Below are 21,492 nucleotides of genomic sequence, written 5' to 3' on the forward strand. Positions count from 1 at the left end.
GTACCAGGGCGATTGCGGGGGGCGATTGACGTGGGGTGATTGTAGAGGGCGCAAAGCCCGCGCCGCGGGCTCAGCCGCGCAGCAGCTGCGCCCAGGCCGGCACGTCGTCCAGCCGCTGCAGGCTTTGGGCCGGCGCGGCTTCATCCTTGACGCCGCGCAGCGCTTTGACGGCGACGCAACCCTCGGCCAGCTCGGCTGCGCCGAAGATCAACGCAAAGCGGGCGCCACTGGCGTCGGCCTTTTTGAACTGCGACTTCATGCTGCCCATGCCGTCGGCGCTGGCGCTGGCATGCATCTGCACGCTCACGCCGGCCGCGCGCAGGGCCTGCAGCGCGCGCAGCACCAGCGGCAGCGCAGAAGCGTCGGGAACGACCGCGTAAGCGTCGGGCACGGGAGCGGCTATCACGTCGCCCTGCTCTTTCAGGAGTTCGAGCACCCGCTCCACCCCCAGCGCCCAGCCCACCGCCGGCGCTGGCTTGCCGCCAATCTGTTCAACCAGGTAGTCGTAGCGGCCGCCGGCGCAAATCGTGCCCTGGGCGCCGAGACGGTCGGTGACGAACTCGAACACCGTGAGGTTGTAGTAGTCGAGCCCGCGCACCAGGCGGGGGTTGAGCGACCAGGCAATGCCGTTGGCATCAAGAATCGCCTTCAGCCCGTCAAAATGCGCGAGCGACTGCGCGCCCAGAAAATCGATCAGCCGGGGCGCACTGTCAACCACGGCCTTCATGGCCGGGTTCTTGGTGTCCAGAATCCGCAGCGGGTTACTGTGCAGGCGTCGGCGCGCCTCATCGTCGAGCGCGTCGGCATGCTGCTCGAAATGGGCGATCAGCTGGGCCCGGTGCAGCGCGCGTTCGTCGGGCTGGCCCAGGCTGTTGATTTCGAGCCGCCAATCGCTCAGCCCAAGTTCTTTCCAGAGCGCGGCGGCCAGCAGAATCAGCTCGGCGTCGACCTCGGGGCCGGCAAAGCCGAGGGCTTCGGCACCGATCTGGTGAAACTGCCGGTAACGGCCACGCTGCGGCCGCTCGCGCCGGAACATTGGGCCCATGTAGTAAAGCCGCTTGCCGCCTTCGTACAGCAGGTTGTGCTCGGTCACCGCGCGCACCACGCTGGCGGTGTTCTCCGGCCGCATGGTCAGGTGGTCGTGGTCACCATGTTTGTCGGAGCGGTCTTCAAAGGAATACATTTCCTTTTCGACAATGTCGGTGACTTCGCCAATGCCGCGCACAAAGAGCTGGGTGTGCTCAAGAATCGGCGTGCGGATGTTGCGGTAGGCGTAGCGCAGCATCAGCGAGCGCACCTTCTCCTCCAGCCATTCCCAGCGCGCCGAATCGGGCGGCAAGATGTCGTTCATGCCTTTGACGGCAACAAGCTTTTCGGGTTTGGCCAAGGGCGATTTCTCCGCCCGGCCGGCAGTCGTTTTTTCAGACATGGGAGTCAGGCGGCCTCGTCGGCGGCTTGCGCGACGGTCTGGCTGCCAAAGCGTTTTTCAATGTAGTTTTCAACGATGACCTGGAACTCGCGCGCAATGTTTTCGCCGCGCAGGGTCAGCCTCTTCTCGCCATCAATAAACACCGGGGCGGCCGGCGCTTCGCCCGAGCCCGGCAGGCTGATGCCGATGTCGGCATGTTTGCTTTCACCCGGCCCATTGACGATGCAGCCCATGACGGCGACCTTGAGCTCTTCAACACCGGGGTACTGCTCGCGCCAGACCGGCATCTGGGCGCGCAGGAAATCATCGATCTGCTTGGCCAGTTCCTGAAAGGTGGTGCTGGTGGTGCGGCCGCAGCCGGGGCAGGCCGTGACGCTGGGCACGAAGTGGCGCAGGCCCAGTGCCTGCAAAATCTCGGAGGCAATCACGACTTCCTGGGTGCGCGCCTCGCCCGGCTGAGGTGTCAGCGAGACACGAATCGTGTCGCCAATGCCTTCCTGCAGCAGGATCGACAACGCGGTCGCCGAGGCCACCGTGCCCTTGGTGCCCATGCCGGCTTCGGTCAGCCCAAGGTGCAGCGCGTAATCGCTGCGTTTAGCCAGTTCACGGTAGACCGAGATCAGGTCCTGCACACCGCTGACCTTGCATGACAGGATGATCTGGTTGCGCCGCATGCCCATGCCCTCGGCAAGCCGGGCGGAATCGAGGGCCGAGGTAATCAGGGCCTCGTACATGACCTGCCTGGCATCCCAGGGCTCGCTGCGCGCACTGTTGTCGTCCATCAGGCTGGCCAGCAACTCCTGGTCCAGGCTGCCCCAGTTCACGCCAATGCGCACCGCCTTGTTCCAGCGCATGGCGGCGTCTATCATCTGGCCAAACTGCCGGTCGTGCTTGTCGCCCTTGCCGACATTGCCGGGGTTGATGCGGTACTTGGACAGTGCCTGGGCGCAGGCCGGGTAGTCCGTCAGCAGGCGGTGACCGTTGTAATGAAAGTCGCCAATCAGCGGCACGTCGATGCCCATGCGGTCCAGCTGGTCGCGCACATGCGGCACGGCCTCGGCCGCCTCGGGCGTGTTGACGGTGATGCGCACCATCTCGGAGCCGGCCAGCGCCAGTTCCTTGACCTGAATCGCGGTGCCGATGGCATCCACCGTGTCGGTGTTGGTCATGGACTGAATCCGCACCGGCGCGTCGCCGCCCACGGTCACGATGCGCGAGCCCCAAGCCACCTCGGCCTGGGCGGAATGCCGGGCTTTGGGAAAGGCCGACGGGATGGGAAGACAGGGCTGCACTATTTCACCTCGAATCGGGCTACGTTGTCGCGGGTCATGGCGCTCAGGTTCAGTACCTGCCCCCGCACCAGGACCTGTGTGGTGTCGGCCCGGCCGACAATGACGGTCAGGGGCAAGGCGCCGGTTGCAGCCGCGCGTTCGCCCGGCGCCAGGGTGCGGCGCAGCACCACCGCGCCCTTGGCATCGGTGACCTTGACCCAGGACTCGCTGGTGGCGCTGAAGGTGACGATGCCGCCCGCCTCCGCTGGCGCACCCGGGTTGGCCAGCGAGGCAGCCGCGCTAAGGGTGGCGCTTGCGGTGGCCACTGGAGCGGCGGCGGGCATGGGCGCCGCGCCCGAATTGGCCGCAGGCGTCAGCGACGACAACGACCCGGTTGAAATCAGGCCGCCGGCCAGAGGCTCGCCGGCCTGCGCTGCGGGCTGACCGGCGGTGTCTGGCCCGGCTACCCCGGCTGCCGGACTGCTGCCCATGCTTGACTGAAGTTGCACCGGGAGCTTGATGTCCGGCAAAAAAATCAGCACCAAGGCACCCAGCAGCAGCGCCAGACCGGCCAGCACCACAGGCCGTGAAAGCTGCCCGAACATGGACGGTCCCGGCCCATCCCTGGGCGAGCGAAACGGCGCATTGATGCTGGCGCTCCGGGTCGCCAGCTGCGGCGCCGCCGTCTGGGGCAGGCGTTCAAGCACCGGCCCCGCATCCACCTTCAGGGTGCGGCAGACGCTGGAGGCCAGGGCGCGCGCAAACACCAGGTCGGGCAGCAAGTCATACCGGTCCTGCTCCAGCGCTTCGAGTTTTTTGACCGGTACCTTGAGTGAAACCGCCAGCGCGGCAATGTGCAAACCGGCCGCTTCGCGGGCGCGGCGCAACAAGGTGCCGGCCGAGGGGCCCTGCTGGACCGGCTCGGGGTTGTGGCCAAAGCCCGCTGCATCCGCATGGCCAAAGGAATGTCCGGCCAGCGCCGGTGCCACATCACTCATTGAACGCACCTTTTTCGTAAGCGGCGGCCTGGACCGACTGCGCAAATCGTTTCTTCAGCTGATCGCCGAGTTGCTGAACCGCTTCACGGTTGTTCAGCTTTCGCTCGGTCTTGATGCCCAGCCAGAGCGTTTCGGCGTTGGCCAGATCGCTGTTGTTGAGGCGCCGAATGTAAAACTGCGCGCGCGTCAGGTCACCGCGCTCGTACAAGAGACTGGCCAGGTTGTAGCCCGTCACCGGGTTGCCCGCATCGAGCTCGTAGGACTGCATCAGGCTTTGTTCGGCCTCGGCCCGCATCCCGGCGCGCACCTGGCACACACCCTGGGTCATCAGGGTCTTGGCCTTGCCGCCGTAGGTGGGGTTGGCGCTTGCCTGCGCAAACAGCCGGAAAGATTCGCCGTAGCGCGCCTGCTGGCAAAGCAGCCAGCCGTAGTTGTGCGCCACGTCGGCGTCGCGCGAATTGAGCGTCAGCGCTCGGCGAAAACTGTCTTCGGCCAGCGGGATGTCGTTAAGCCGCATGTAAACCAGCCCGCGCATGTTGTAGGCATCGCCAAACGTCGGATCGATCACCAGCGCCTGCTTGATTTCATCGAGCGCGACATTGGTCTGCCCCTGTTCGTAATAGCCGGCCGCCAGTTCAAGGCGCAGCCGGGCACGCCGGCGCTGGTCGGGCTCGTCCGATTCGGTGACGATGTCGCTTCGATTGCTGGATGCGGGCAACGCGCCCGGCTGTCCGGCACAGCCCGACAGCAACACGGCGGCCCAGCAAACAGACATACCGATAGCATTGACAACAAGCCTCATATATCCATCTCCTTGGCCACCACCACCTTGATTCCGGCAAGCATACCCTGACGCTGCGCCGCCATGCGCTGGTCCACGCCAGTGCGGTCCTGCACATCGCCGGCCAGTTGCCCGCAGGCCGCGTCGATGTCGTCGCCACGGGTTTTGCGCACCGTGGTGACGATGCCGGCATCGAGCAGTATTTTGGCGAACGCCATCACCTGCGGCATGCTGGAGCGCTTCAAACCGGAGGCCGGAAATGGATTGAACGGGATCAGGTTGAATTTGCACGAAAGTCCTTGGGCTGCGTGTGTTTTCATCAGCGCCACCAGTTCGCGCGCATGCTCGGGCTGGTCATTGACGCCGTCCAGCATGCAGTATTCAAACGTGATGAAGTCACGCGGCGCCGCCGCCTGGTAACGGGTGCAGGCCTGCAGCAATTCGGCAATCGGGTATTTTTTGTTGAGCGGCACCAGGTTGTCGCGCAGCGCATCCTGCGGCGCATGCAGCGACACCGCCAGTGCCACTGGACAGTCTTTTGCCAGCCGGTCAATCATGGGTACCACGCCAGAGGTCGACACCGTAACCCGGCGGCGCGACAAGCCATAGCCATGGTCGTCCAGCATCACCCTCAGCGCCGGCAGCAGCTGCGAATAATTCTGCAGCGGCTCGCCCATGCCCATCATCACCACATTGGAAATGACGCGTTCCTGCTGGTTTTGCCGGCCCAGATGCTGGCGCAGAAAGTGTTCGGCAAACCACAGCTGGGAAATGATCTCGCCGGTGGTGAGGTTGCGGCTGAAGCCCTGGTGCCCGGTCGAGCAAAAGCGGCAGCCCACGGCACAGCCGGCCTGCGACGAAATGCACAGGGTTCCGCGATCGGTTTCGGGGATAAAAACGGTTTCGATGACATCGCCGGCGCCCACGTCAAACAGCCACTTGATGGTGCCGTCGGCAGACTCGTGGCGAGAGACCAGCTTGAGCCCGTGGACATGGGCCGCGCCGGCAAGTTTTTCGCGCAGCGACTTGGCCAGATCGGTCATCTGTTCAAAATCGGAAGCGCCTTTTTGGTGAATCCAGCGAAAAAGCTGGGTCGCACGAAAGCGCTTTTGGCCTAGCTGCTCGCAAAAGGCGGCAAGGCCTTCCAGATCGTAATCAAGAAGGTTGACCGTCATCGCGGCGAGCGACACGCCGGGCCGCCCCAGGCAAGCGACGACCCCGGCTGGGGGTAGCAAGACATGGGGCCAGGCATGGTTAGCGCGAGTAAACGTTCATTCCGGCAAAGAAGAACGCGATTTCCGCCTGGGCGGTTTCGGCGGCATCAGAACCGTGAACGGCGTTGGCATCAATGCTGTCCGCGAAGTCGGCACGAATGGTGCCTGCGGCAGCCTTCTTGGGATCGGTCGCGCCCATCAGGTCGCGGTTTTTCAGAATGGCGCCTTCGCCTTCCAGCGCCTGAATCATGACCGGGCCGGAAACCATGAAGGACACCAGGTCCTTGAAGAATGGACGCTCTTTGTGCACGGCGTAAAACGCTTCGGCTTCGCCTTGCGACAGGTGTGCCATTTTGGCGGCGATCACTTTCAGGCCGGCGGCTTCAAAGCGTGCATAAATCTGGCCGACCACATTTTTGGCCACTGCGTCGGGTTTGATGATGGAGAGGGTGCGTTCGATCGCCATGAGTTTTCCTTGACCTTGAATCTTTAACGTGGATTTTAAAAATTATTCAGCTACTGAATAAAGCCCATAATTTTAACCTGCGGGCCCCAGTGTTCTGTTCAATCCCGCAAAATGAAATACTTCGAGTAGGTTTAACGATTTCCACCGCGATTTCCACCGCCGCCGCCGCGATTGCCGCCGCCCCGGTTTCCACCGCCGCCGCTATTGCCCCCGCTGCGGCGCTGACCGCCACCGCCGCCCATACCCGAGCCTCCACCGCCCGAACGGCGCTGCCCCGGCCCTTGGGCCTGGCGCTGTCGGGTGAAGGTATCGGCGCCAATGTAGCCAAAAGAAGTTTTCATCGGGTCCGGCTGGCCGCCGGTGCCCTTGTCACCGCGGTCATTGCGGTCCCCGCGGTCATCGCGCCGCCGCTGGCCCGGCACGCCATTGCCAGGCGGCGGACCGTTGCGCGGACCGGCGCCAAAGTTGCCGCCCGGGTTGCGCCCGGCGCCGCCACGACGCCGGTTGCCACCGGGCGCGGCGTTCGTGCGGTTGAGCGGCGGCTGCAGCTCGTGCGGCTCCTGCTCGTCATCGGCTGGTGGCTGGCCCTCGGCCGGCCGGCCCATGTTGGCCGGCGGCCGGTTGCGGTTGCCGCGTGAGCGCTCATTGCGGCGCGGACCCTGGCGCTGCTCGCCACCGGTTTCACCTGCCGGGCCGGCCTGGCCGCCGGGCACGGCACGCGAATCAGCGCGGGATTCGGAGCGGCTCACCGCGTTGGTCAAGGCCCAGATATCACGCTCGTCGAGCTCGACAAAAGCGCCCCGCTTGAGTCCGCGCGGCAGCACCATGGCGCCGTAGCGAATGCGGATGAGCCGGCTCACCGCATGACCGACCGCCTCGAACATGCGCCTGACTTCGCGATTGCGCCCCTCGGAAATGGTGACCCGGTACCAGCAGTTGGCCCCTTCGCCGCCGCCGGCCTCGATGGAGCCGAACTGGGCCACGCCATCATCCAGCTGCACGCCCTCGAGAAGCCGTTTTTTTTCTTCATTGTTCAGCGCACCGAGCACCCGCACCGCGTATTCACGCTCAAGCCCAAAGCGTGGGTGCATTAACTTGTTGGCCAACTCGCCCGAGCTCGTCAGCAGCAACAAACCTTCGGTATTCAGGTCAAGCCGCCCCACCGACTGCCATTTGCCCTGAAACAACTTGGGCAGGCGGCGGAACACCGTTGGCCGGTTCTGCGGGTCATCATGGGTGACGACCTCGCCGACCGGCTTGTGGTACGCAATCACGCGCGGCGGCGGCGGGTCGATGCGCAGCCGGATCGGCTTGCCATTGACCTTGACGGTATCGCCAAACTGGATGCGCTGGCCAATGTGGGCGGGGTCGGCATTGACCGAAATACGTCCCTCCAGAATCAGCTGCTCCATTTCGAGCCGCGAACCGAGGCCGGCCTGCGCCAGCACCTTGTGCAGCTTGGGGGTTTCGGGCTGCGGCAGCAGCACCCGCTTGGACAATTCCACGCCGGCGTCCGCCTCATCGGCGTCGAACTGGCCGGTCACCACGTCTTCAAACCGGATGGTGGTCGCCGCAGGCGCGCGCGCAGCACGTCCGCCGGCCGGAAGGGGTTCGCCCTGAGAAGCCTCTTTCGCTATCAAATCAGGAGCATCCTGAGCGTGTTGCTCCCGGGCTGGAGCCTTGTTTGACTCATTTTCTGGCTCAATCGGGGTTCCGGAAACCGGATGATCATGTTGATTCATGTTTTTACATTCAAATGTGTGGAACCGCTGGCATCCGGTTCCAGGGAATCGGACGCGGCCATTTCACCTTCTTGCGACGCGGGATCATGCACGGCTTCATGCGGGTCCAGCGCCATTTCTGACTCCCCGGTCTCGGCATCGACCGTCCGCAAACCCTCGGCAGAGTCCGCCTCGGGTAGTAGCAGGGGCTCGGCACTGGCCAGCTCGATCTGTTCAACCATGGCGGCCTGGGCCGACGGGCTTTCCATGGCCGGTAGCTGATCCAGCGATTCGACGCCAAGGTCATCGAGAAACTGCCGGGTCGTGGCGAAAAGCGCGGGGCGGCCCACGGTTTCCTTGTGCCCGATCACCTCCACCCAGCCGCGATCCTCCAGTTGCTTGAGGATCATGCTGTTGATCGTGACGCCGCGTATGTCTTCCATGTCGCCGCGCGTGACCGGCTGGCGATAGGCAATGATGGCCAGCGTCTCCAGCGTGGCGCGGCTGTAGCGGGGCGGCTTTTCGGGATGAAGCCGGTCCAGGTATTCGCGCATCTGCGGCCGGCTCTGAAAGCGCCAGCCGGTCGCCACATGGACGAGTTCCACACCGCGTCCTGACCAGTCGTTTTGCAGGTCTTCCAGTACCAGCTTGAGGCTGTCGGCGGTCAATGCCCCGTTAAACAAAACGCCCATTTCGCGCAAAGGCAGCGGCTGCTGTGCGCAAATGAGTGCTGTTTCGAGGACGCGCTTCGCATCCGTCGTATTCATGGTTGGTCTTTTCGAAAAAAGGCGGGAAAAAGCAAAGGCGGGTAAAGCTCTTCAACGCAGCTTGTTACGCGGCTAGTACGCGTCATGCATCCATGCGCTGCCGCCTTGTCAAGGGGCGCCATGTTGCGGGTAGCTGAAAACTACGAACTTTGATTGTATATCAGGCCAAAACCCGCCAAAGCCGCCTGCAAATCCGGCGGTGGCAAGGTCCTGAATTCCATGGCTGCGCCGGTCACCGGGTGCGCAAACGCCAGCCTGCACGCATGCAAGGCCTGGCGCTGCAATCCCCCCGCCGCCGCGCCGCCATACAACGCATCGGACACCAGCGGATGCCCGAGCAGCGCCATGTGGACCCGGATCTGGTGCGTGCGCCCGGTATGCAGCCTGCACCTGACCAGGCAATGCTGCGCGGCGCTTTGCAACAGCGAGACCACCGTCAGGGCCTGCTTGCCGGAGTTTTTTTCGAGGTCAACCACCGCCATGCGCAGCCGGTTGCGGGGGTCGCGGCCAATCGCCGCATGGACTTCCCGATTCTTGGGACCCTGCCAGGCACCATGCGCCAGCGCAATGTATTCCCGGCTGACATGGCGCGCGGCAATCATCGCGACCAACTGGTCCATGGTTTGGCGCTGCCTCGCCACCACCATCAGCCCGCTGGTGTCCTTGTCGAGACGGTGCACGATGCCGGCGCGCGGCAAAAACGCGGCCTGCGGGTCATGCGCCAGCAGCCCATTGAGCAGAGTGCCGCTCCAGTTGCCGGGCGCTGGATGCACCACCAGCCCGGCCGGCTTGTTGATCACCATCAGCCAGGCGTCTTCAAACACGATGTCCAGCACCAGGGTCTCGGGCTTGAACGCCTGGCTTTGTGGCGTCGGCCGCAGCTCGATAACGAGTTCATCCCCCGCCTTGACTTTGGCGGAGGTTTTGGTCACGGCGCGGCCATTGAGCTGCACCAGCCCGGCTTCGATCAACTGCTGCAGGTAGCTGCGCGAGAACTCGGGCACGATGCCGGCCAATGCGCGGTCCAGGCGGCTGGCGTGGCATTCAACCGGCACGGCGACGCAACGCAGCTCCACCTCCGCGTTGGCCTCTCCCTCCTCCAGCGCATCGTCGGCAGGGGTATTGGCCGCAGTGGCGCCCGATATAATCAGTGGGTCAGTTTCAGAGTCAGTCATCAAGAAGGTTGAGTGCAATGTTTTCCACCAAATTATCGGTTGTTCCCAATGCATCGCCGCTTGCCGCAGCCATTTGCGCCCTGTCTTTGTTGATTGCGGGCTGCTCCAGCACCCCCACGGTAGATCGCACCGCAACATGGAGCCCCAACAAGATCTACGCGGAAGCCAAGGATGAGGCGAACTCCGGCGCCTACGACAAGGCTATTCCGCTGTTTGAAAAGCTTGAAGGCCGCGCTGCTGGCACACCGCTGGCGCAACAGGCCCAGATTGAAAAGGCTTATGCCCAGTACAAGGGTGGCGAGCAGGCCCAGGCGATTGCCACGCTGGACCGCTTCATCAAGCTGCACCCGGCCAGCCCGGCCATGGACTATGCGCTTTACCTCAAGGGCCTGGTCAACTTCAACGACAACCTGGGTCTGTTCGGCTTCATCTCGCGCCAGGACCTGGCCGAGCGCGACCAGAAGTCCGCCAAGGAATCGTTTGAGTCGTTCAAGGAGCTGGTGGCCCGTTTTCCGGAATCGCGTTACACGCCCGATGCACGCCTGCGCATGAACTACATCGTGAATTCGCTGGCCCAGTCGGAAGTGCATGTGGCCCGTTACTACTATTCACGCGGCGCCTACATCGCCGCCATCAATCGTGCGCAAAGCGCCATTGCCGACTACCGCGATGTGCCGGCGCTCGAGGAAGCCATCTACATTCTGTACAAGTCCTACGACGCGCTGGGCATGGCGGAATTGCGTGATGACACGCGCCGCATCATGGAAAAATCCTACCCCAACAGCGACTACCTGGCCAAGGGCTTCAAGTCTGTGGACAGCCCGTGGTACAAGTTCTGGTAAGTCCTGCGAGCCTGTCCATCAATTCCTGCTCTGAGTTCAAGCGCTGCATGGCAGGCAAGGCCCTGAGCAGCCTGCGGCCATAGCCCATGGACACCAGGCGGCTGTCGCACACCACCAGAACACCCTGGTCGGTTTCCCGGCGTATCAAGCGCCCCGCCCCCTGCTTCAGCGCGACCGCAGCCTCGGGCAGAAAATAGTCGTTGAACGCACTGCGCCCCTGCGATTCGATCATTTTTGACCGGGCCTCGGCCAGCGGGTCGTTCGGCGGCGGAAAAGGCAGCTTGTCGATGATGACCAGTTGCAGCGCGTCGCCAGGCACGTCAATGCCTTCCCAGAACGATGCGGAAGCCACCAGCACACAGCCCCTGCCGCCCTGGGTGTTGCCTTGCCTGAAGCGCTCAATCAACACCCGCTTGGGCATGGCGCCCTGCACCAGAACCTCGATGTCGCCTGCGTCCTCGAAACTCGCCCGCAACAGCTCGCCTATCAACCGCAAGGCCTTTAGCGTGGTGGTCAGCACCATGGTTCGCCCGCCCAGTTGCCGCGACCAGACGGCCGCAGACTCGGCCACGCGGGTCGTGTGCATCGGGTCGCCGGGCTTGGGGAAACTGGGCGGCACGTACAGCGCGGCCTGCCGCGCATAGTCGAACGGGCTGCCGACCCGCAACACCGTCGCGCTCTCCAGGCCGCAGGGCTGGGTAAACCAGCTCAGCTTGTCGTCGTCGCCCAGCGTGGCGGAGGTAAATATCCAGGTCTTTTTGGTCTCCGCGTTTTCCTCGCCTTGCCCGCCCTTCCCGCTGGCGCCGAGCATCTTGCTCTTGACCGCCTTGGCAATGTCCAGCGGCGACTCGACCAGCCGCAACTGTGCCCCCACATCGACCCAGCGCACGCAACCGGGCTCGCCAGACTGGCAAAAGCCGTCCGCCCGCGCCGCAAGTTCGGTCGCGCGTTCATGTAGCCGGGAAAAGTCGGGGGCAATTTCGGTGACCGTATCAAGTGCCGCGCAGGCCTGCTGGCAGGCTGCGTTAACGCCTTCCAGCGCCTGCCGCCACTCGTCGGGGTTCAGGCCTTCAGGCGCTTCTTCGGTCCAGCGCAGCTTGGTGCCCGGGTATTGCTTGCCCGCGCACAGGCGCAACTCCCGGGCCGCCAGTTCGGTCGCGCCGACCACCTCTTGCCAGTCCACCAGGCCGCGCGCCAGCTGCAGCCCGGCGGCCAGCATGTCGCGCGAAAAGTCGAGCAGCTGGCCAGTGGTCAGGTTTTTGCCCAGAAACTGCACGCCGGTTTCGTTGAGCTGGTGTGCTTCATCAAAAATCGCAATGCGCACGGATGGCAGCAGTTCCGCCACGCCCGACTCGCGAACCGCCAGATCGGCGAAGAAGAGGTGATGATTGACCACAACTACGTCGGCCGCCATCGCCTCCCGGCGGGCCAGGTTGACATGGCAGGCGCGAAACCGCGGGCATTGCGCGCCCAGGCAGTTCTCGCGGGTCGACGTCACCCAGGGGATCAGCGGTGAGCGCTCATCCAGCCCCGCAAGCTCGGCCAGATCGCCGGTACGCGTCGCCTGCGACCACTCTTCGACGCGACCCAGCGCGCGGGCCGAAACGCCATCGGGCAAATGCGTCTCCTGGCGCGCCATCTCCATGCGGTGCAGGCACAGGTAGCTGGCGCGTCCCTTGAGCAGCGCGGTGCGCACCGGCAAGCCAAGCGCCTCGACCAGCTTGGGCAAATCGCGGCCAAACAACTGGTCCTGCAGGGCTTTCGTCGCTGTCGACAGCAACACCCGTTCGCCACTGAGCAGCGCCGGAACGAGGTAGGAAAATGTCTTGCCAACGCCGGTGCTGGCTTCGACGACCAGCGGGTAGGCTCCCTCAATGGCGCGCGCCACCGCCAGCGCCATCTCGGTCTGGCCACTGCGCGGCACGAAATGCTCGGCCGCCCGCGACAGCACGCCACTTGGGGCAAACGCCTCTTCAACTTCAAGCGCAAGCGTCATCAGGCGGGCTCGGGCGGGTCCAGCGACTCTGCAAGCAATGAGATTTGATCGCGTAGCTGCAGGCGACGCTTTTTAAGCCGCCTGAGCCGCAACTCGTCCAGCGGCAAGGCGTGCGCAGCCAGATCAACCAGGGCGTTCAGATCCGCGTGCTCAATTTTGAGTTCGATCAGCCGCCGTTCCGGGGAATGTAAATTGAGGTCCAAGGTTTTTTTGTCCGTACGCGCTGCTTCATCTCATAATACGTCGATTGCGACCACAAATCGAGTCCTCGAGGCTTGAGAGACTACACAATGTCCAAAGGCTATCGAATCACCGCATCCACCGGCATCCACAAAGGTGACCGGGACTACCAGCAAGACCAGGTCAACCTGTTCGCCCATTCGCGCATTCCAGGCTGCATGCTGGGCATCGTCGCCGACGGCATGGGCGGGCGCAGCGGCGGCCGCAAGGCCTCGGACCAGGTCATGCTGACGGCCAAACAGCTTTTTGATCGCTACGCACCGGAAACCGATGACGCACCGTCAATGCTCAAACAGATCATTGAAGAAGCCCACATTGTCATCAAGCTGACCGCAATTTCTGCGGAACAGGAGCCGCACAGCACCATGGCGGCGTTTTTGATCAACCCGGGCGGTGAATGCCACTGGGTGCATACCGGCGACTCGCGGATTTACCATTACCAGGGCGGCAAGCTGATTCACCGCACGACGGACCACTCGTATGTGCAAACGCTGGTCGACAAGGGCGAGATTACCGAGGACGAGGCCAATGTTCACCCCCAGTCCAATATTTTGATGGGTTGCCTGGGCACCGAAGACTCGCCGCCCATGACGCAGCACTTCATTCCGCAACTGCGTCCAGACGATGTGCTGCTGGCTTGCAGCGATGGCGTCTGGCATTACTTCAGTGCCAGCGAAATGGGCTCTGCGCTGACCATGCTGTCCCCGCGCGAGGCGACCGAGTTCCTGATTCAAAAAGCCAGATCGCGGGCCCGAGGCGCCGGAGACAACCTGTCGCTGGTCGTCGTCAAGCTCGAACCTCTGGGCTAGCGCTTATTCCGGCAAGGGCAACGACTTGGCGGGCGGCTTCATCCGTTTGAGCCGCTCACTCTCGTGCTGGGCACGCCGTTGCTGGGCTTCTTTCTGGCGCGCGTTGAATTTTCTAGCCTCTTCGGCGTCACCCACCTGTGCGGCCTGCCGTGCCTGGGTTTTGGCCTGATGGCTTTTCAGTCGATCGGCGCTGGCCTGGCTGTTGGCCTTTTCGCGGGACTGCGCGGCTGCGCGATCTTCTTGTGCCTTCTTTTCCCGGTCCAGCCGCGTCTGGCTGTCCTGCAGGGCCTGCGACCGGCTGGCCGCCGCTTCCTGCTGCCGTTCGGGCAACGATTTTTCTTCGATTTTCCGGATTTGCTCCGCACCCTTGATTTTTCGCTCCTCATCATTGAGCGAAATCTCCTGCCGCCTGAGGTCTGCCATCGTCTCACGCCGCCGGACATTGACCTCGGCCAGGCAGTTGTTGACGAAAAAGCGCTTGTAGCAGGCGGCATCTTCGGCCAGAAAACCGGCTTCCAGCCTGGCCCGATCGGCACTGATCCGGTTACGCTCGGCCTCCATCGTGGCGGTTTGTGCTGCCGGGGCTACGGACTGGGCTCCGGCAAGCAGGCTCAGCGTGGTCAAAAAGAAAGCGGTGGTGATCTGTTTCATGTCAGCGTCGTGTCCACGTCCCTGCGTTCAAGGGCCAAAAATTCCATGGACTGCATTTCGTTCAGTCGCGAAACGGTGCGGACAAACTCATGCGCCAGCGGCCCCTCCGTGTACAACGCCTCGGGCGCGACGGCTGCCGACATGATGAGCTTGACGCGCCGGTCATACAGCACGTCAACCAGCCAGGTAAAGCGCCTGGCCTCCGAAGCCATGCGCACCGGCATGTGCGGCACCTCGCTCAGCAACACGGTATGGAACTGGGTGGCAATTTCCAGGTAATCGTTTTGCGAGCGCGGCCCGCCGCACAGCGTCTTGAAGTCAAACCACACCACGCTCCCGGCTTTTCGCCGGGCCTGGATCTGCCTGGACTCGATATGCAGCACCGGGTCTTCGTCTTGGGACTCGGCCAGCGACTCAAAAGTTTCCCTCATGTCGGCATCGGCCTGGGCACCCAGCGGCGTGAGGTAAAGCCTGGCATGCTCCAGGGTACGGCGCCGGTAGTCGGTGCCATTGTCGACACTGATCACTTCCAGATGGGCCTTGAGCAGCGCCATGGCCGGGAAAATCCGGTCGCGATGCAGGCCGTTGGGGTACAAATCGTCCGGATGAAAATTCGAGGTCGTGACAAAACCGACCCCGTTGTCAAACAGTGCCGCCAGTAGCCGGTGAAGAATCATGGCATCGGTGATGTCCGACACATGAAACTCGTCAAAGCAGATCAGCCGGTAGCGTTTGGCGATGCGCCGGCCCAGTTCATCGAGTGGATTCACGGTGCCCTGCAGGTCCTGCAGCTCCCGGTGCACCTCACGCATGAACTCGTGAAAATGCAGCCGGGTCTTGCGCCGCAGCGGCACGGCGTTGTAAAAGCAGTCCATCAAAAAACTCTTGCCACGCCCCACCCCACCGTGCATGTATACACCACGCGGAATGTCGGGCCGGTTGATCAGCTTCTTGAGGGCGTTGGAGCGCTGCTCCTTGAACGCCGCCCACTCGGTGGCGCAGCGTTCCAGCGCCTCCACGGCACGCAGCTGGGCCGGGTCACTGACGTAAGCCCGCGATGCAAGTTCTGCCTCGTAGGCAGCGCGCACTGACTGGGTCACCAACTGCGCCGGGCTCGTCAGAAGTTCAGGGTGCGCTTGTCCACTGCCAGCGCCGCCTCTTTGGTGGCTTCACTGAGCGACGGATGCGCATGGCAGATGCGCGCGATGTCTTCACTGCTGGCGCGGAACTCCATCGCCACCACGCATTCGGCAATCAGCTCACTGGCCATGGGCCCCACGATGTGGACGCCCAGAATCTCATCGGTGGCGGCATCGGCCAGCATTTTCACCATGCCGGTGGTGTCGCCCAGCGCCCGGGCGCGGCCATTGGCCATGAAGGGGAAGGTGCCGGCCTTGTAGGCGCGTCCAGCGGCCTTGAGCTGTTCCTCGGTCTGGCCAACCCAGGCGATCTCGGGGTTGGTGTAAATCACCCACGGAATGGTGTTGAAGTTGACATGGCCGTGTTGCCCCGCAATGCGTTCTGCCACCGCAACGCCCTCTTCCTCGGCCTTGTGCGCCAGCATCGGGCCGCGCACCACATCTCCCACCGCCCAGACATTCGGCAAATTGGTTTTGCAATCACCGTCCACCACAATCGCGCCGCGCTCGTCCAGCGCCAGGCCGACCGCCTCGGGCGCCAGCCCAATGGTGTTGGCGACGCGGCCGATCGAGACAATCAGCTTGTCAACCTCCAGTGCCTGCGCCGCGCCCTTGGCATCCACATAAGCGATGGACACGCCTTTTTTGCCGGACTTGATCTCTCCCACCGTCACGCCAAGTTCGATCTTCAACCCCTGTTTGACGAACGCTTTATGGGCTTCCTTGGCAATCTGCTGGTCCACCGCGCCCAGAAAGGTGGGCAGGCCTTCCAGCACCGTGACGTCCGCCCCAAGGCGGCGCCAGACCGAGCCCATCTCCAGGCCGATCACGCCCGAGCCAATCAGGCCCAGCTTTTTCGGCACCGCGCCAATGCGCAGCGCGCCATCGTTGGACAGGATGTTTTCCTCGTCAAACGGCGTGCCTGGCAGGGCGCGGGCGTTCGAGCCGGTGGCCACAATGATGTGCTTGCCCGATATGACTTCCTCGGCGGCACCGGCAACCTTGATCTCGTAGGCACCGTCCTTGGCCGCTGCAAAAGAGCCGCGCCCGTGGAAGAAAGTCACCTTGTTCTTCTTGAACAGGTAGACGATGCCGTCGTTGTTCTGCTTGACGACGCTGTCCTTGCGGGCCACCATTTTCGCCAGATCCAGACCCAGGCCCTTGACCTCGATGCCGTGCTCGGCAAAGTGGTGGCCGGCATGGTCAAAATATTCGGACGACTGCAGCAGCGCCTTGGAGGGAATGCAGCCGACGTTGGTGCAGGTGCCGCCCAGCGCCGGGCCGCCCTTGGCATTTTTCCACTCGTCGATGCAGGCGACGTTAAAACCCAGCTGGGCTGCGCGAATGGCCGCAATGTAGCCGCCAGGACCGCCACCGATGACGATCACGTCAAATTGTTTGGACATGCTCGGCTCCTTAGATGTCAAACAGCAGACGGGCCGGATCTTCCAGCGCTTCCTTCATGGCCACCAGGCCCAGCACGGCTTCGCGGCCGTCGATGATGCGGTGGTCGTAGCTCATGGCGAAGTAGTTCATGGGGCGAACCACCACGACACCGTTCTCAACCACGGCGCGGTCCTTGGTGGCGTGCACGCCCAAAATGGCCGACTGCGGCGGGTTGATGATGGGGGTGGACAGCATGGAGCCAAAAGTGCCGCCATTGCTGATCGAAAAGGTGCCGCCGGTCATCTCTTCAATGCCCAGCTTGCCGTCGCGGGCCTTGGCACCGTACTCGCCAATCTTCTTCTCGATGTCGGCAAAGCTCATCTGGTCGGCATTGCGCAAGATCGGCACCACCAGGCCGCGCGGTGAACCCACGGCGATACCGATGTCAAAGTAGCCGTGGTAAACAATGTCGTTGCCATCGACCGAGGCATTGAGCAGCGGAAATTTTTTCAGCGCATGCACGGCCGCCTTGACGAAAAAGCTCATGAAGCCCAGCTTGACGCCGTGCTCCTTTTCAAACTTCTCCTGCAGCCGCTTGCGCATGTCCATGACGGGCGCCATGTTGACTTCATTGAAGGTGGTCAAAATGGCATTGGTTGATTGCGACTGCAGCAGGCGCTCGGCAATACGGGCGCGCAGGCGGCTCATGGGCACGCGCTGCTCGGGGCGCTCACCGAGGTCCGCCGGCTTGGCGGAAGCCGCCACCTGAGGCAAGGATGCGGCCGGAGCCCCCGTCGGAATTGCAGCAGCTGCTACTGATTTGCTAGCACCTGCGGTGCCGGCGGCCAGCACATCGCCCTTGGTGACGCGGCCATCCTTGCCGGTGCCGGGCACCGAGCCGGCGGCCAGGTTGCCGTCGGCCATCAGCTTGGCGGCGGCGGGCATGGGCACGCCGGCCATGGCGCCACCTGCAGCCGGCGCGGGCGCCGGGGCGGTTGCCACTGCGGCCGGTGCCGGGGCGGCGGCCGCAGCCGCAGCCGGAGCCGATGCAGCACCGGCCTTGCCCTCGGTATCAATCCGGGCGATGACCTGGTCGGACACCACCGTGCCGCCGTCGGCCACGAGCAGTTCGGTCAGCACGCCGGCTGAGGGCGCGGGCACCTCCAGCACCACCTTGTCGGTTTCGATTTCGATCAGGATTTCGTCAACGGCGATGGCCTCACCGACCTTCTTTTTCCACTGCAGCATGGTGGCCTCGGCCACGGACTCGGACAACTGGGGGACTTTGACTTCTACGATAGCCATGTGATTCTTTCGTGTATGTTTTTGTGTTTATTGGCTTGGCCCGGACCTTACTTGGTCAGCACAAAACCCTTGAGCTTGGCAAACGCGCCATCGACCAGTGTTTTTTGCTGTTCCTGGTGCAGGTATGAATACCCCGCGGCCGGCGAAGCCGAGGCTGCACGGCCCGAGTAGCCGAGCTTCTGGCCTTCAAGCATGTTCTCGTGGATGTAATGCTGCACAAAGAACCAGGCGCCCTGGTTTTGCGGCTCGTCCTGGCACCACACGATGTCGGTGACATTCGGGTACTTTTTCAGTTCCGCCGAAAATGCCTTGTGCGGGAAGGGATAGAGCTGCTCGACACGCAAAATCACCACATCGTCAGCGCCTTTTTCTTCGCGCTTCTTGACCAGGTCGTAGTACACCTTGCCCGAGCAGGCAATGATGCGCTTGACCTTGTCGGCTTTTTTAGTGATCTCTTCCTTGGTCTCGGGAATGATGGTCTGGAAGCTGCCTTTGGTGAACTCGGACAGCGGCGAGGTCGCGTCCTTGTTGCGCAGCAGCGACTTGGGCGTCATGATGATCAGCGGCTTGCGCAGGTTGCGCACCATCTGACGGCGCAAAATGTGGAAGATCTGGCTGGCCGTGGTGGGCTGCACCACCTGCATGTTGGTGTCGGCCGACAGCTGCATGAAGCGCTCCAGGCGCGCCGAGCTGTGCTCGGGGCCCTGGCCTTCATAGCCGTGAGGCAGCATCAGGGTGATGCCATTGACACGGCCCCACTTCACTTCGCCGGAGGCAATGAACTGGTCGATCACGACCTGCGCGCCGTTGACAAAGTCGCCGAACTGGGCTTCCCAGATCACCAGCGTGTTGGGATCGTTGGAGGCATAGCCGTATTCGAAAGCCAGCACGGCTTCCTCGGACAGGATGGAATCGATCACCACAAACGGGGCCTGCTTTTCGGCCACGTTTTCCAGCGGCACGTAGGTTCCGGTATCCCATTTCTCACGGCTCTGGTCGTGAATCACGGCATGGCGGTGGGTGAAGGTACCGCGTCCGCAGTCTTCACCCGACAAACGTACCGGGTAGCCGCTGGCCACCAGCGAGGCAAACGCCATGTGCTCACCCATGCCCCAGTCCACGGGAATGTCACCCCGGCCCATGGCCGCACGGTCGTCATAGACTTTTTTCACCAGGTTGTGAGGCGTCACGCTGGCAGGAATCGAGGTGATTTTTTCAGCCAGACGCTTCCACTCGGCCATCGGGATGGCCGTGTCGCCCGCATCGGTCCATTTCCTGCCAAGGTAAGGGCTCCAGTCAACCGCATAGTTGCTTTTGAAGTTGGTCAGCACCGGGTCAAAGGTGCTCTTGCCGGCATCGAGTGCGGCGCGCGTGGCCTTGACCATGTCGTCGCCCAGCGTCTCGCCCATGCCCTGAGCCGACAGCTTGTCGGCGTAGAGTTTGCGGGTGCCGGGGTGCTGCGCAATCTTTTTGTACATCAGCGGCTGGGTCAGCGCAGGCGTGTCCTGCTCGTTGTGGCCCAGTTTGCGGAAGCAGATGATGTCAACCACGACATCCTTCTGGAACTCCATGCGGAACTCCAGCGCCAGCTGGGTCGCCAGCACCACGGCTTCCGGGTCGTCACCGTTGACGTGCAGCACAGGCGCTTCAATCATCTTGACGACGTCGGAGCAATACAGCGTGGAACGGCTGTCGCGCGGGTCGCTGGTGGTAAAGCCGATCTGGTTGTTGATCACGATGTGCACCGTGCCGCCCGTGGAATAACCGCGGGTTTGGGCCAGCGCCAGCGTTTCCATCACCACGCCCTGCCCTGCGAACGCGGCGTCACCGTGCACCAGCACCGGCAGCACCTGCTTGCCAAGCGGGTCATCGCGACGATCCATGCGGGCACGCACCGAGCCTTCCACCACCGGATTGACGATTTCAAGGTGCGACGGGTTGAAGGCCAGGCTCAGGTGCACCGGGCCACCGGGGGTGGTCACGTCGGAGCTGAAACCCTGGTGGTATTTCACGTCGCCGCTGGGCAGGTCTTCGGGGGCGGTGTGGTCAAACTCGGCAAACAGGTCGGCCGGCACCTTGCCCAGGGAGTTGACCAGCACGTTGAGGCGGCCACGGTGCGCCATGCCGATGACGATTTCCTGCACGCCCTTGATGCCTCCCTGCTGGATCAGCTCGTCCATGCTGGCGATAAAGCTTTCGCCGCCTTCCAGCGAGAAGCGCTTCTGGCCGACAAACTTGGTGTGCAAAAAGCGCTCAAGGCCTTCGGCCGCGCTCAGGCGGTCGAGGATGTGAAGTTTTTTCTCTTTGGTGAAATTGGGCTGGCTGCGAATCGATTCGAGCTTTTGCTGCCACCAGCGTTTCTGGATCTGGTCGGTGGCGTACATGTACTCGGCGCCAATCGTGCCGCAATAGGTCTCGCGCAGCGCGTTCATCAGCTCGCGCAGGCTCATGGTGTCTTTGCCGAAGAAGGTGTTGCTGGTGTTGAACACGGTTTCCTGGTCGGCATCGGTGAAGCCGTAGAACGACGGCTCCAGCTCGGGAATCTTGTCGCGTTCGGCGCGCTTGAGCGGGTCCAGGTCGGCCCAGCGGGCGCCGACGTTGCGGTAAGCGGCAATCAGCTGCTGGACGGCGGTGCGCTTGCGCCCCATTTCGGAGTCGGCGCCACTGGCCAGCACGACCCGGGTCTGGCCCTGTTTGGCGCGCTCGGCGAAGGCGTTGACGACCGGCAGGTGCGCCACGTCCCTCGCGTTGCTGCCATCCACGGCGGGCACATGCTGCAGCGCGTCGAAATAATCGCGCCAGGTGTCGGGCACGCTACCGGGGTTGGCAAGGTAGTTTTCGTACATCTCTTCGACATAGGGCGCATTGCCGCCGAAAAGATAGGTGTTGCCCTGGTAGGCTGCGTAGATTGACGCGGGTGTGTACGCTGCAGATGCAGGCGACTGTGCATTGGAACTCATATTCCGCTGACCTCCGTTTCCCTTGAGGAAACATTAGCTGGTTAAAGCTGGTTGATTAACCTTCCGCAACACGGCTGGACCGATTAGCGGATGCGACTGTGGCAGGAAGGGCCTTCAGAGACACAGTGGATTGTGCCACCGAACGGGCGAATCAGGAAATTGGCCGGCCATTCCCATTGCGAACGACCGTTCTTTTGATCTCCTGAAAGCGCGCCTCAGGCCAGCCCCGGATTGCCGGCCATGCCAACCAGCGCGGGCGTGTTGGGCTTGACCGGTTTGACCACTTTTTGCGCCCGCAGATAGCTTTCAACCACCTCCCAGACCGGCGGCCCGGCGTTCTTG

General features: G+C 63.0%; 18 protein-coding genes. 2 read left to right on the forward strand and 16 right to left on the reverse strand.

Translation table 11 applies throughout. The features are described 5' to 3' along the window. Window positions 1–70: 70 nt before the first annotated feature. The 9 genes from hisS to RMO23_RS17245 all read right to left on the reverse strand — a co-directional run bounded on the left by hisS (window position 71) and on the right by RMO23_RS17245 (window position 9,822). On the reverse strand, window positions 71–1,438 hold the full coding sequence (gene hisS / locus RMO23_RS17205) for a histidine--tRNA ligase (RefSeq protein WP_405041628.1): 1,368 nt from the start codon (window positions 1,436–1,438) through the stop codon (window positions 71–73). Next, complete coding sequence (ispG, locus tag RMO23_RS17210) at window positions 1,435–2,721, reverse strand: flavodoxin-dependent (E)-4-hydroxy-3-methylbut-2-enyl-diphosphate synthase (RefSeq protein ID WP_405041625.1); 1,287 nt, start codon at window positions 2,719–2,721, stop codon at window positions 1,435–1,437. Before ispG ends, hisS begins: the two co-directional genes overlap by 4 nt. Further along, window positions 2,721–3,698 carry a helix-turn-helix domain-containing protein gene (locus RMO23_RS17215; RefSeq protein WP_309683967.1) on the reverse strand — a complete coding sequence of 326 codons (978 nt, stop codon included), beginning with the start codon at window positions 3,696–3,698 and terminating at the stop codon, window positions 2,721–2,723. Before RMO23_RS17215 ends, ispG begins: the two co-directional genes overlap by 1 nt. Next, on the reverse strand, window positions 3,691–4,500 hold the full coding sequence (gene pilW / locus RMO23_RS17220) for a type IV pilus biogenesis/stability protein PilW (RefSeq protein WP_309683969.1): 810 nt from the start codon (window positions 4,498–4,500) through the stop codon (window positions 3,691–3,693). Before pilW ends, RMO23_RS17215 begins: the two co-directional genes overlap by 8 nt. Then, a complete protein-coding gene (rlmN, locus tag RMO23_RS17225) occupies window positions 4,497–5,654 on the reverse strand; it encodes a 23S rRNA (adenine(2503)-C(2))-methyltransferase RlmN (RefSeq protein WP_309683971.1) in 1,158 nt (385 codons plus the stop codon). The genes pilW and rlmN overlap by 4 nt, the downstream gene beginning before the upstream one ends. Window positions 5,655–5,733: 79 nt before the next feature. Then, complete coding sequence (gene ndk / locus RMO23_RS17230; RefSeq protein WP_309683973.1) at window positions 5,734–6,159, reverse strand: nucleoside-diphosphate kinase; 426 nt, start codon at window positions 6,157–6,159, stop codon at window positions 5,734–5,736. Window positions 6,160–6,290: 131 nt separating this feature from the next. Further along, entirely contained in the window at window positions 6,291–7,901 is a 1,611-nt protein-coding gene (locus RMO23_RS17235; protein WP_309683975.1) for a pseudouridine synthase, read from the reverse strand. Beyond that, on the reverse strand, window positions 7,898–8,647 hold the full coding sequence (gene scpB, locus RMO23_RS17240) for an SMC-Scp complex subunit ScpB (protein ID WP_309683977.1): 750 nt from the start codon (window positions 8,645–8,647) through the stop codon (window positions 7,898–7,900). The genes RMO23_RS17235 and scpB overlap by 4 nt, the downstream gene beginning before the upstream one ends. 140 nt (window positions 8,648–8,787) lie before the next feature. After that, window positions 8,788–9,822, reverse strand: a complete 1,035-nt coding sequence (locus RMO23_RS17245; RefSeq protein ID WP_309683979.1) for an RluA family pseudouridine synthase — start codon at window positions 9,820–9,822, stop codon at window positions 8,788–8,790. Window positions 9,823–9,839: 17 nt separating this feature from the next. Here RMO23_RS17245 and RMO23_RS17250 point away from each other — a divergent pair, with 17 nt between their 5' ends. Further along, window positions 9,840–10,664: an outer membrane protein assembly factor BamD gene (locus RMO23_RS17250; protein ID WP_309683980.1), complete on the forward strand. Its 825-nt coding sequence runs from the start codon at window positions 9,840–9,842 to the stop codon at window positions 10,662–10,664. On the opposite strand, the gene RMO23_RS17255 is transcribed toward RMO23_RS17250, so the two are convergent. After that, window positions 10,627–12,660 (reverse strand): ATP-dependent DNA helicase, encoded by a 2,034-nt coding sequence (locus tag RMO23_RS17255; protein ID WP_309683982.1) that lies wholly within the window; start codon window positions 12,658–12,660, stop codon window positions 10,627–10,629. The genes RMO23_RS17250 and RMO23_RS17255 overlap by 38 nt on opposite strands. Beyond that, a complete protein-coding gene (locus RMO23_RS17260) occupies window positions 12,660–12,863 on the reverse strand; it encodes a DUF465 domain-containing protein (RefSeq protein WP_309683984.1) in 204 nt (67 codons plus the stop codon). Before RMO23_RS17260 ends, RMO23_RS17255 begins: the two co-directional genes overlap by 1 nt. Window positions 12,864–12,950: 87 nt before the next feature. On the opposite strand from RMO23_RS17260, the gene RMO23_RS17265 reads away from it, so the two are divergent. Continuing rightward, entirely contained in the window at window positions 12,951–13,709 is a 759-nt protein-coding gene (locus RMO23_RS17265; protein WP_309683986.1) for a protein phosphatase 2C domain-containing protein, read from the forward strand. A gap of 3 nt (window positions 13,710–13,712) precedes the next feature. On the opposite strand, the gene RMO23_RS17270 is transcribed toward RMO23_RS17265, so the two are convergent. From RMO23_RS17270 to RMO23_RS17290, 5 genes are read right to left on the reverse strand one after another with little or no spacing between them, the layout of a single operon-like run. Then, window positions 13,713–14,360, reverse strand: a complete 648-nt coding sequence (locus RMO23_RS17270) for a hypothetical protein (protein WP_309683987.1) — start codon at window positions 14,358–14,360, stop codon at window positions 13,713–13,715. After that, window positions 14,357–15,460, reverse strand: coding sequence for a cell division protein ZapE (zapE, locus tag RMO23_RS17275; RefSeq protein ID WP_309683989.1), 1,104 nt, complete (start codon window positions 15,458–15,460; stop codon window positions 14,357–14,359). The genes RMO23_RS17270 and zapE overlap by 4 nt, the downstream gene beginning before the upstream one ends. Window positions 15,461–15,477: 17 nt before the next feature. Then, window positions 15,478–16,905, reverse strand: coding sequence for a dihydrolipoyl dehydrogenase (lpdA, locus tag RMO23_RS17280; protein ID WP_309683991.1), 1,428 nt, complete (start codon window positions 16,903–16,905; stop codon window positions 15,478–15,480). Window positions 16,906–16,915: 10 nt separating this feature from the next. After that, window positions 16,916–18,190 (reverse strand): 2-oxoglutarate dehydrogenase complex dihydrolipoyllysine-residue succinyltransferase, encoded by a 1,275-nt coding sequence (gene odhB, locus RMO23_RS17285; protein WP_309683992.1) that lies wholly within the window; start codon window positions 18,188–18,190, stop codon window positions 16,916–16,918. A 47-nt stretch (window positions 18,191–18,237) separates the two neighbouring features. Next, the gene (locus RMO23_RS17290) at window positions 18,238–21,150 is read right to left on the reverse strand and encodes a 2-oxoglutarate dehydrogenase E1 component (RefSeq protein ID WP_309683994.1); all 2,913 of its coding nucleotides are present in this window, start codon (window positions 21,148–21,150) and stop codon (window positions 18,238–18,240) included. Between the last annotated feature and the right edge of the window lie 342 nt (window positions 21,151–21,492).

Origin of the sequence: Polaromonas sp., assembly GCF_031411155.1 — a bacterium.
GTDB lineage: Bacteria > Pseudomonadota > Gammaproteobacteria > Burkholderiales > Burkholderiaceae_C > Polaromonas.

Coding starts and splice junctions, on each gene's coding strand:
- RMO23_RS17250 (WP_309683980.1), top strand. CDS start 9,840: ATGTTTTCCACCAAATTATCGGTTGTTCCCAATGCATCGCCGCTTGCC.
- RMO23_RS17290 (WP_309683994.1), bottom strand. CDS start 21,150: ATGAGTTCCAATGCACAGTCGCCTGCATCTGCAGCGTACACACCCGCG.
- RMO23_RS17270 (WP_309683987.1), bottom strand. CDS start 14,360: ATGAAACAGATCACCACCGCTTTCTTTTTGACCACGCTGAGCCTGCTT.
- RMO23_RS17255 (WP_309683982.1), bottom strand. CDS start 12,660: ATGACGCTTGCGCTTGAAGTTGAAGAGGCGTTTGCCCCAAGTGGCGTG.
- odhB (WP_309683992.1), bottom strand. CDS start 18,190: ATGGCTATCGTAGAAGTCAAAGTCCCCCAGTTGTCCGAGTCCGTGGCC.
- RMO23_RS17215 (WP_309683967.1), bottom strand. CDS start 3,698: ATGAGTGATGTGGCACCGGCGCTGGCCGGACATTCCTTTGGCCATGCG.
- RMO23_RS17265 (WP_309683986.1), top strand. CDS start 12,951: ATGTCCAAAGGCTATCGAATCACCGCATCCACCGGCATCCACAAAGGT.
- lpdA (WP_309683991.1), bottom strand. CDS start 16,905: ATGTCCAAACAATTTGACGTGATCGTCATCGGTGGCGGTCCTGGCGGC.
- rlmN (WP_309683971.1), bottom strand. CDS start 5,654: ATGACGGTCAACCTTCTTGATTACGATCTGGAAGGCCTTGCCGCCTTT.
- RMO23_RS17245 (WP_309683979.1), bottom strand. CDS start 9,822: ATGACTGACTCTGAAACTGACCCACTGATTATATCGGGCGCCACTGCG.
- scpB (WP_309683977.1), bottom strand. CDS start 8,647: ATGAATACGACGGATGCGAAGCGCGTCCTCGAAACAGCACTCATTTGC.
- ndk (WP_309683973.1), bottom strand. CDS start 6,159: ATGGCGATCGAACGCACCCTCTCCATCATCAAACCCGACGCAGTGGCC.
- pilW (WP_309683969.1), bottom strand. CDS start 4,500: ATGAGGCTTGTTGTCAATGCTATCGGTATGTCTGTTTGCTGGGCCGCC.
- RMO23_RS17235 (WP_309683975.1), bottom strand. CDS start 7,901: ATGAATCAACATGATCATCCGGTTTCCGGAACCCCGATTGAGCCAGAA.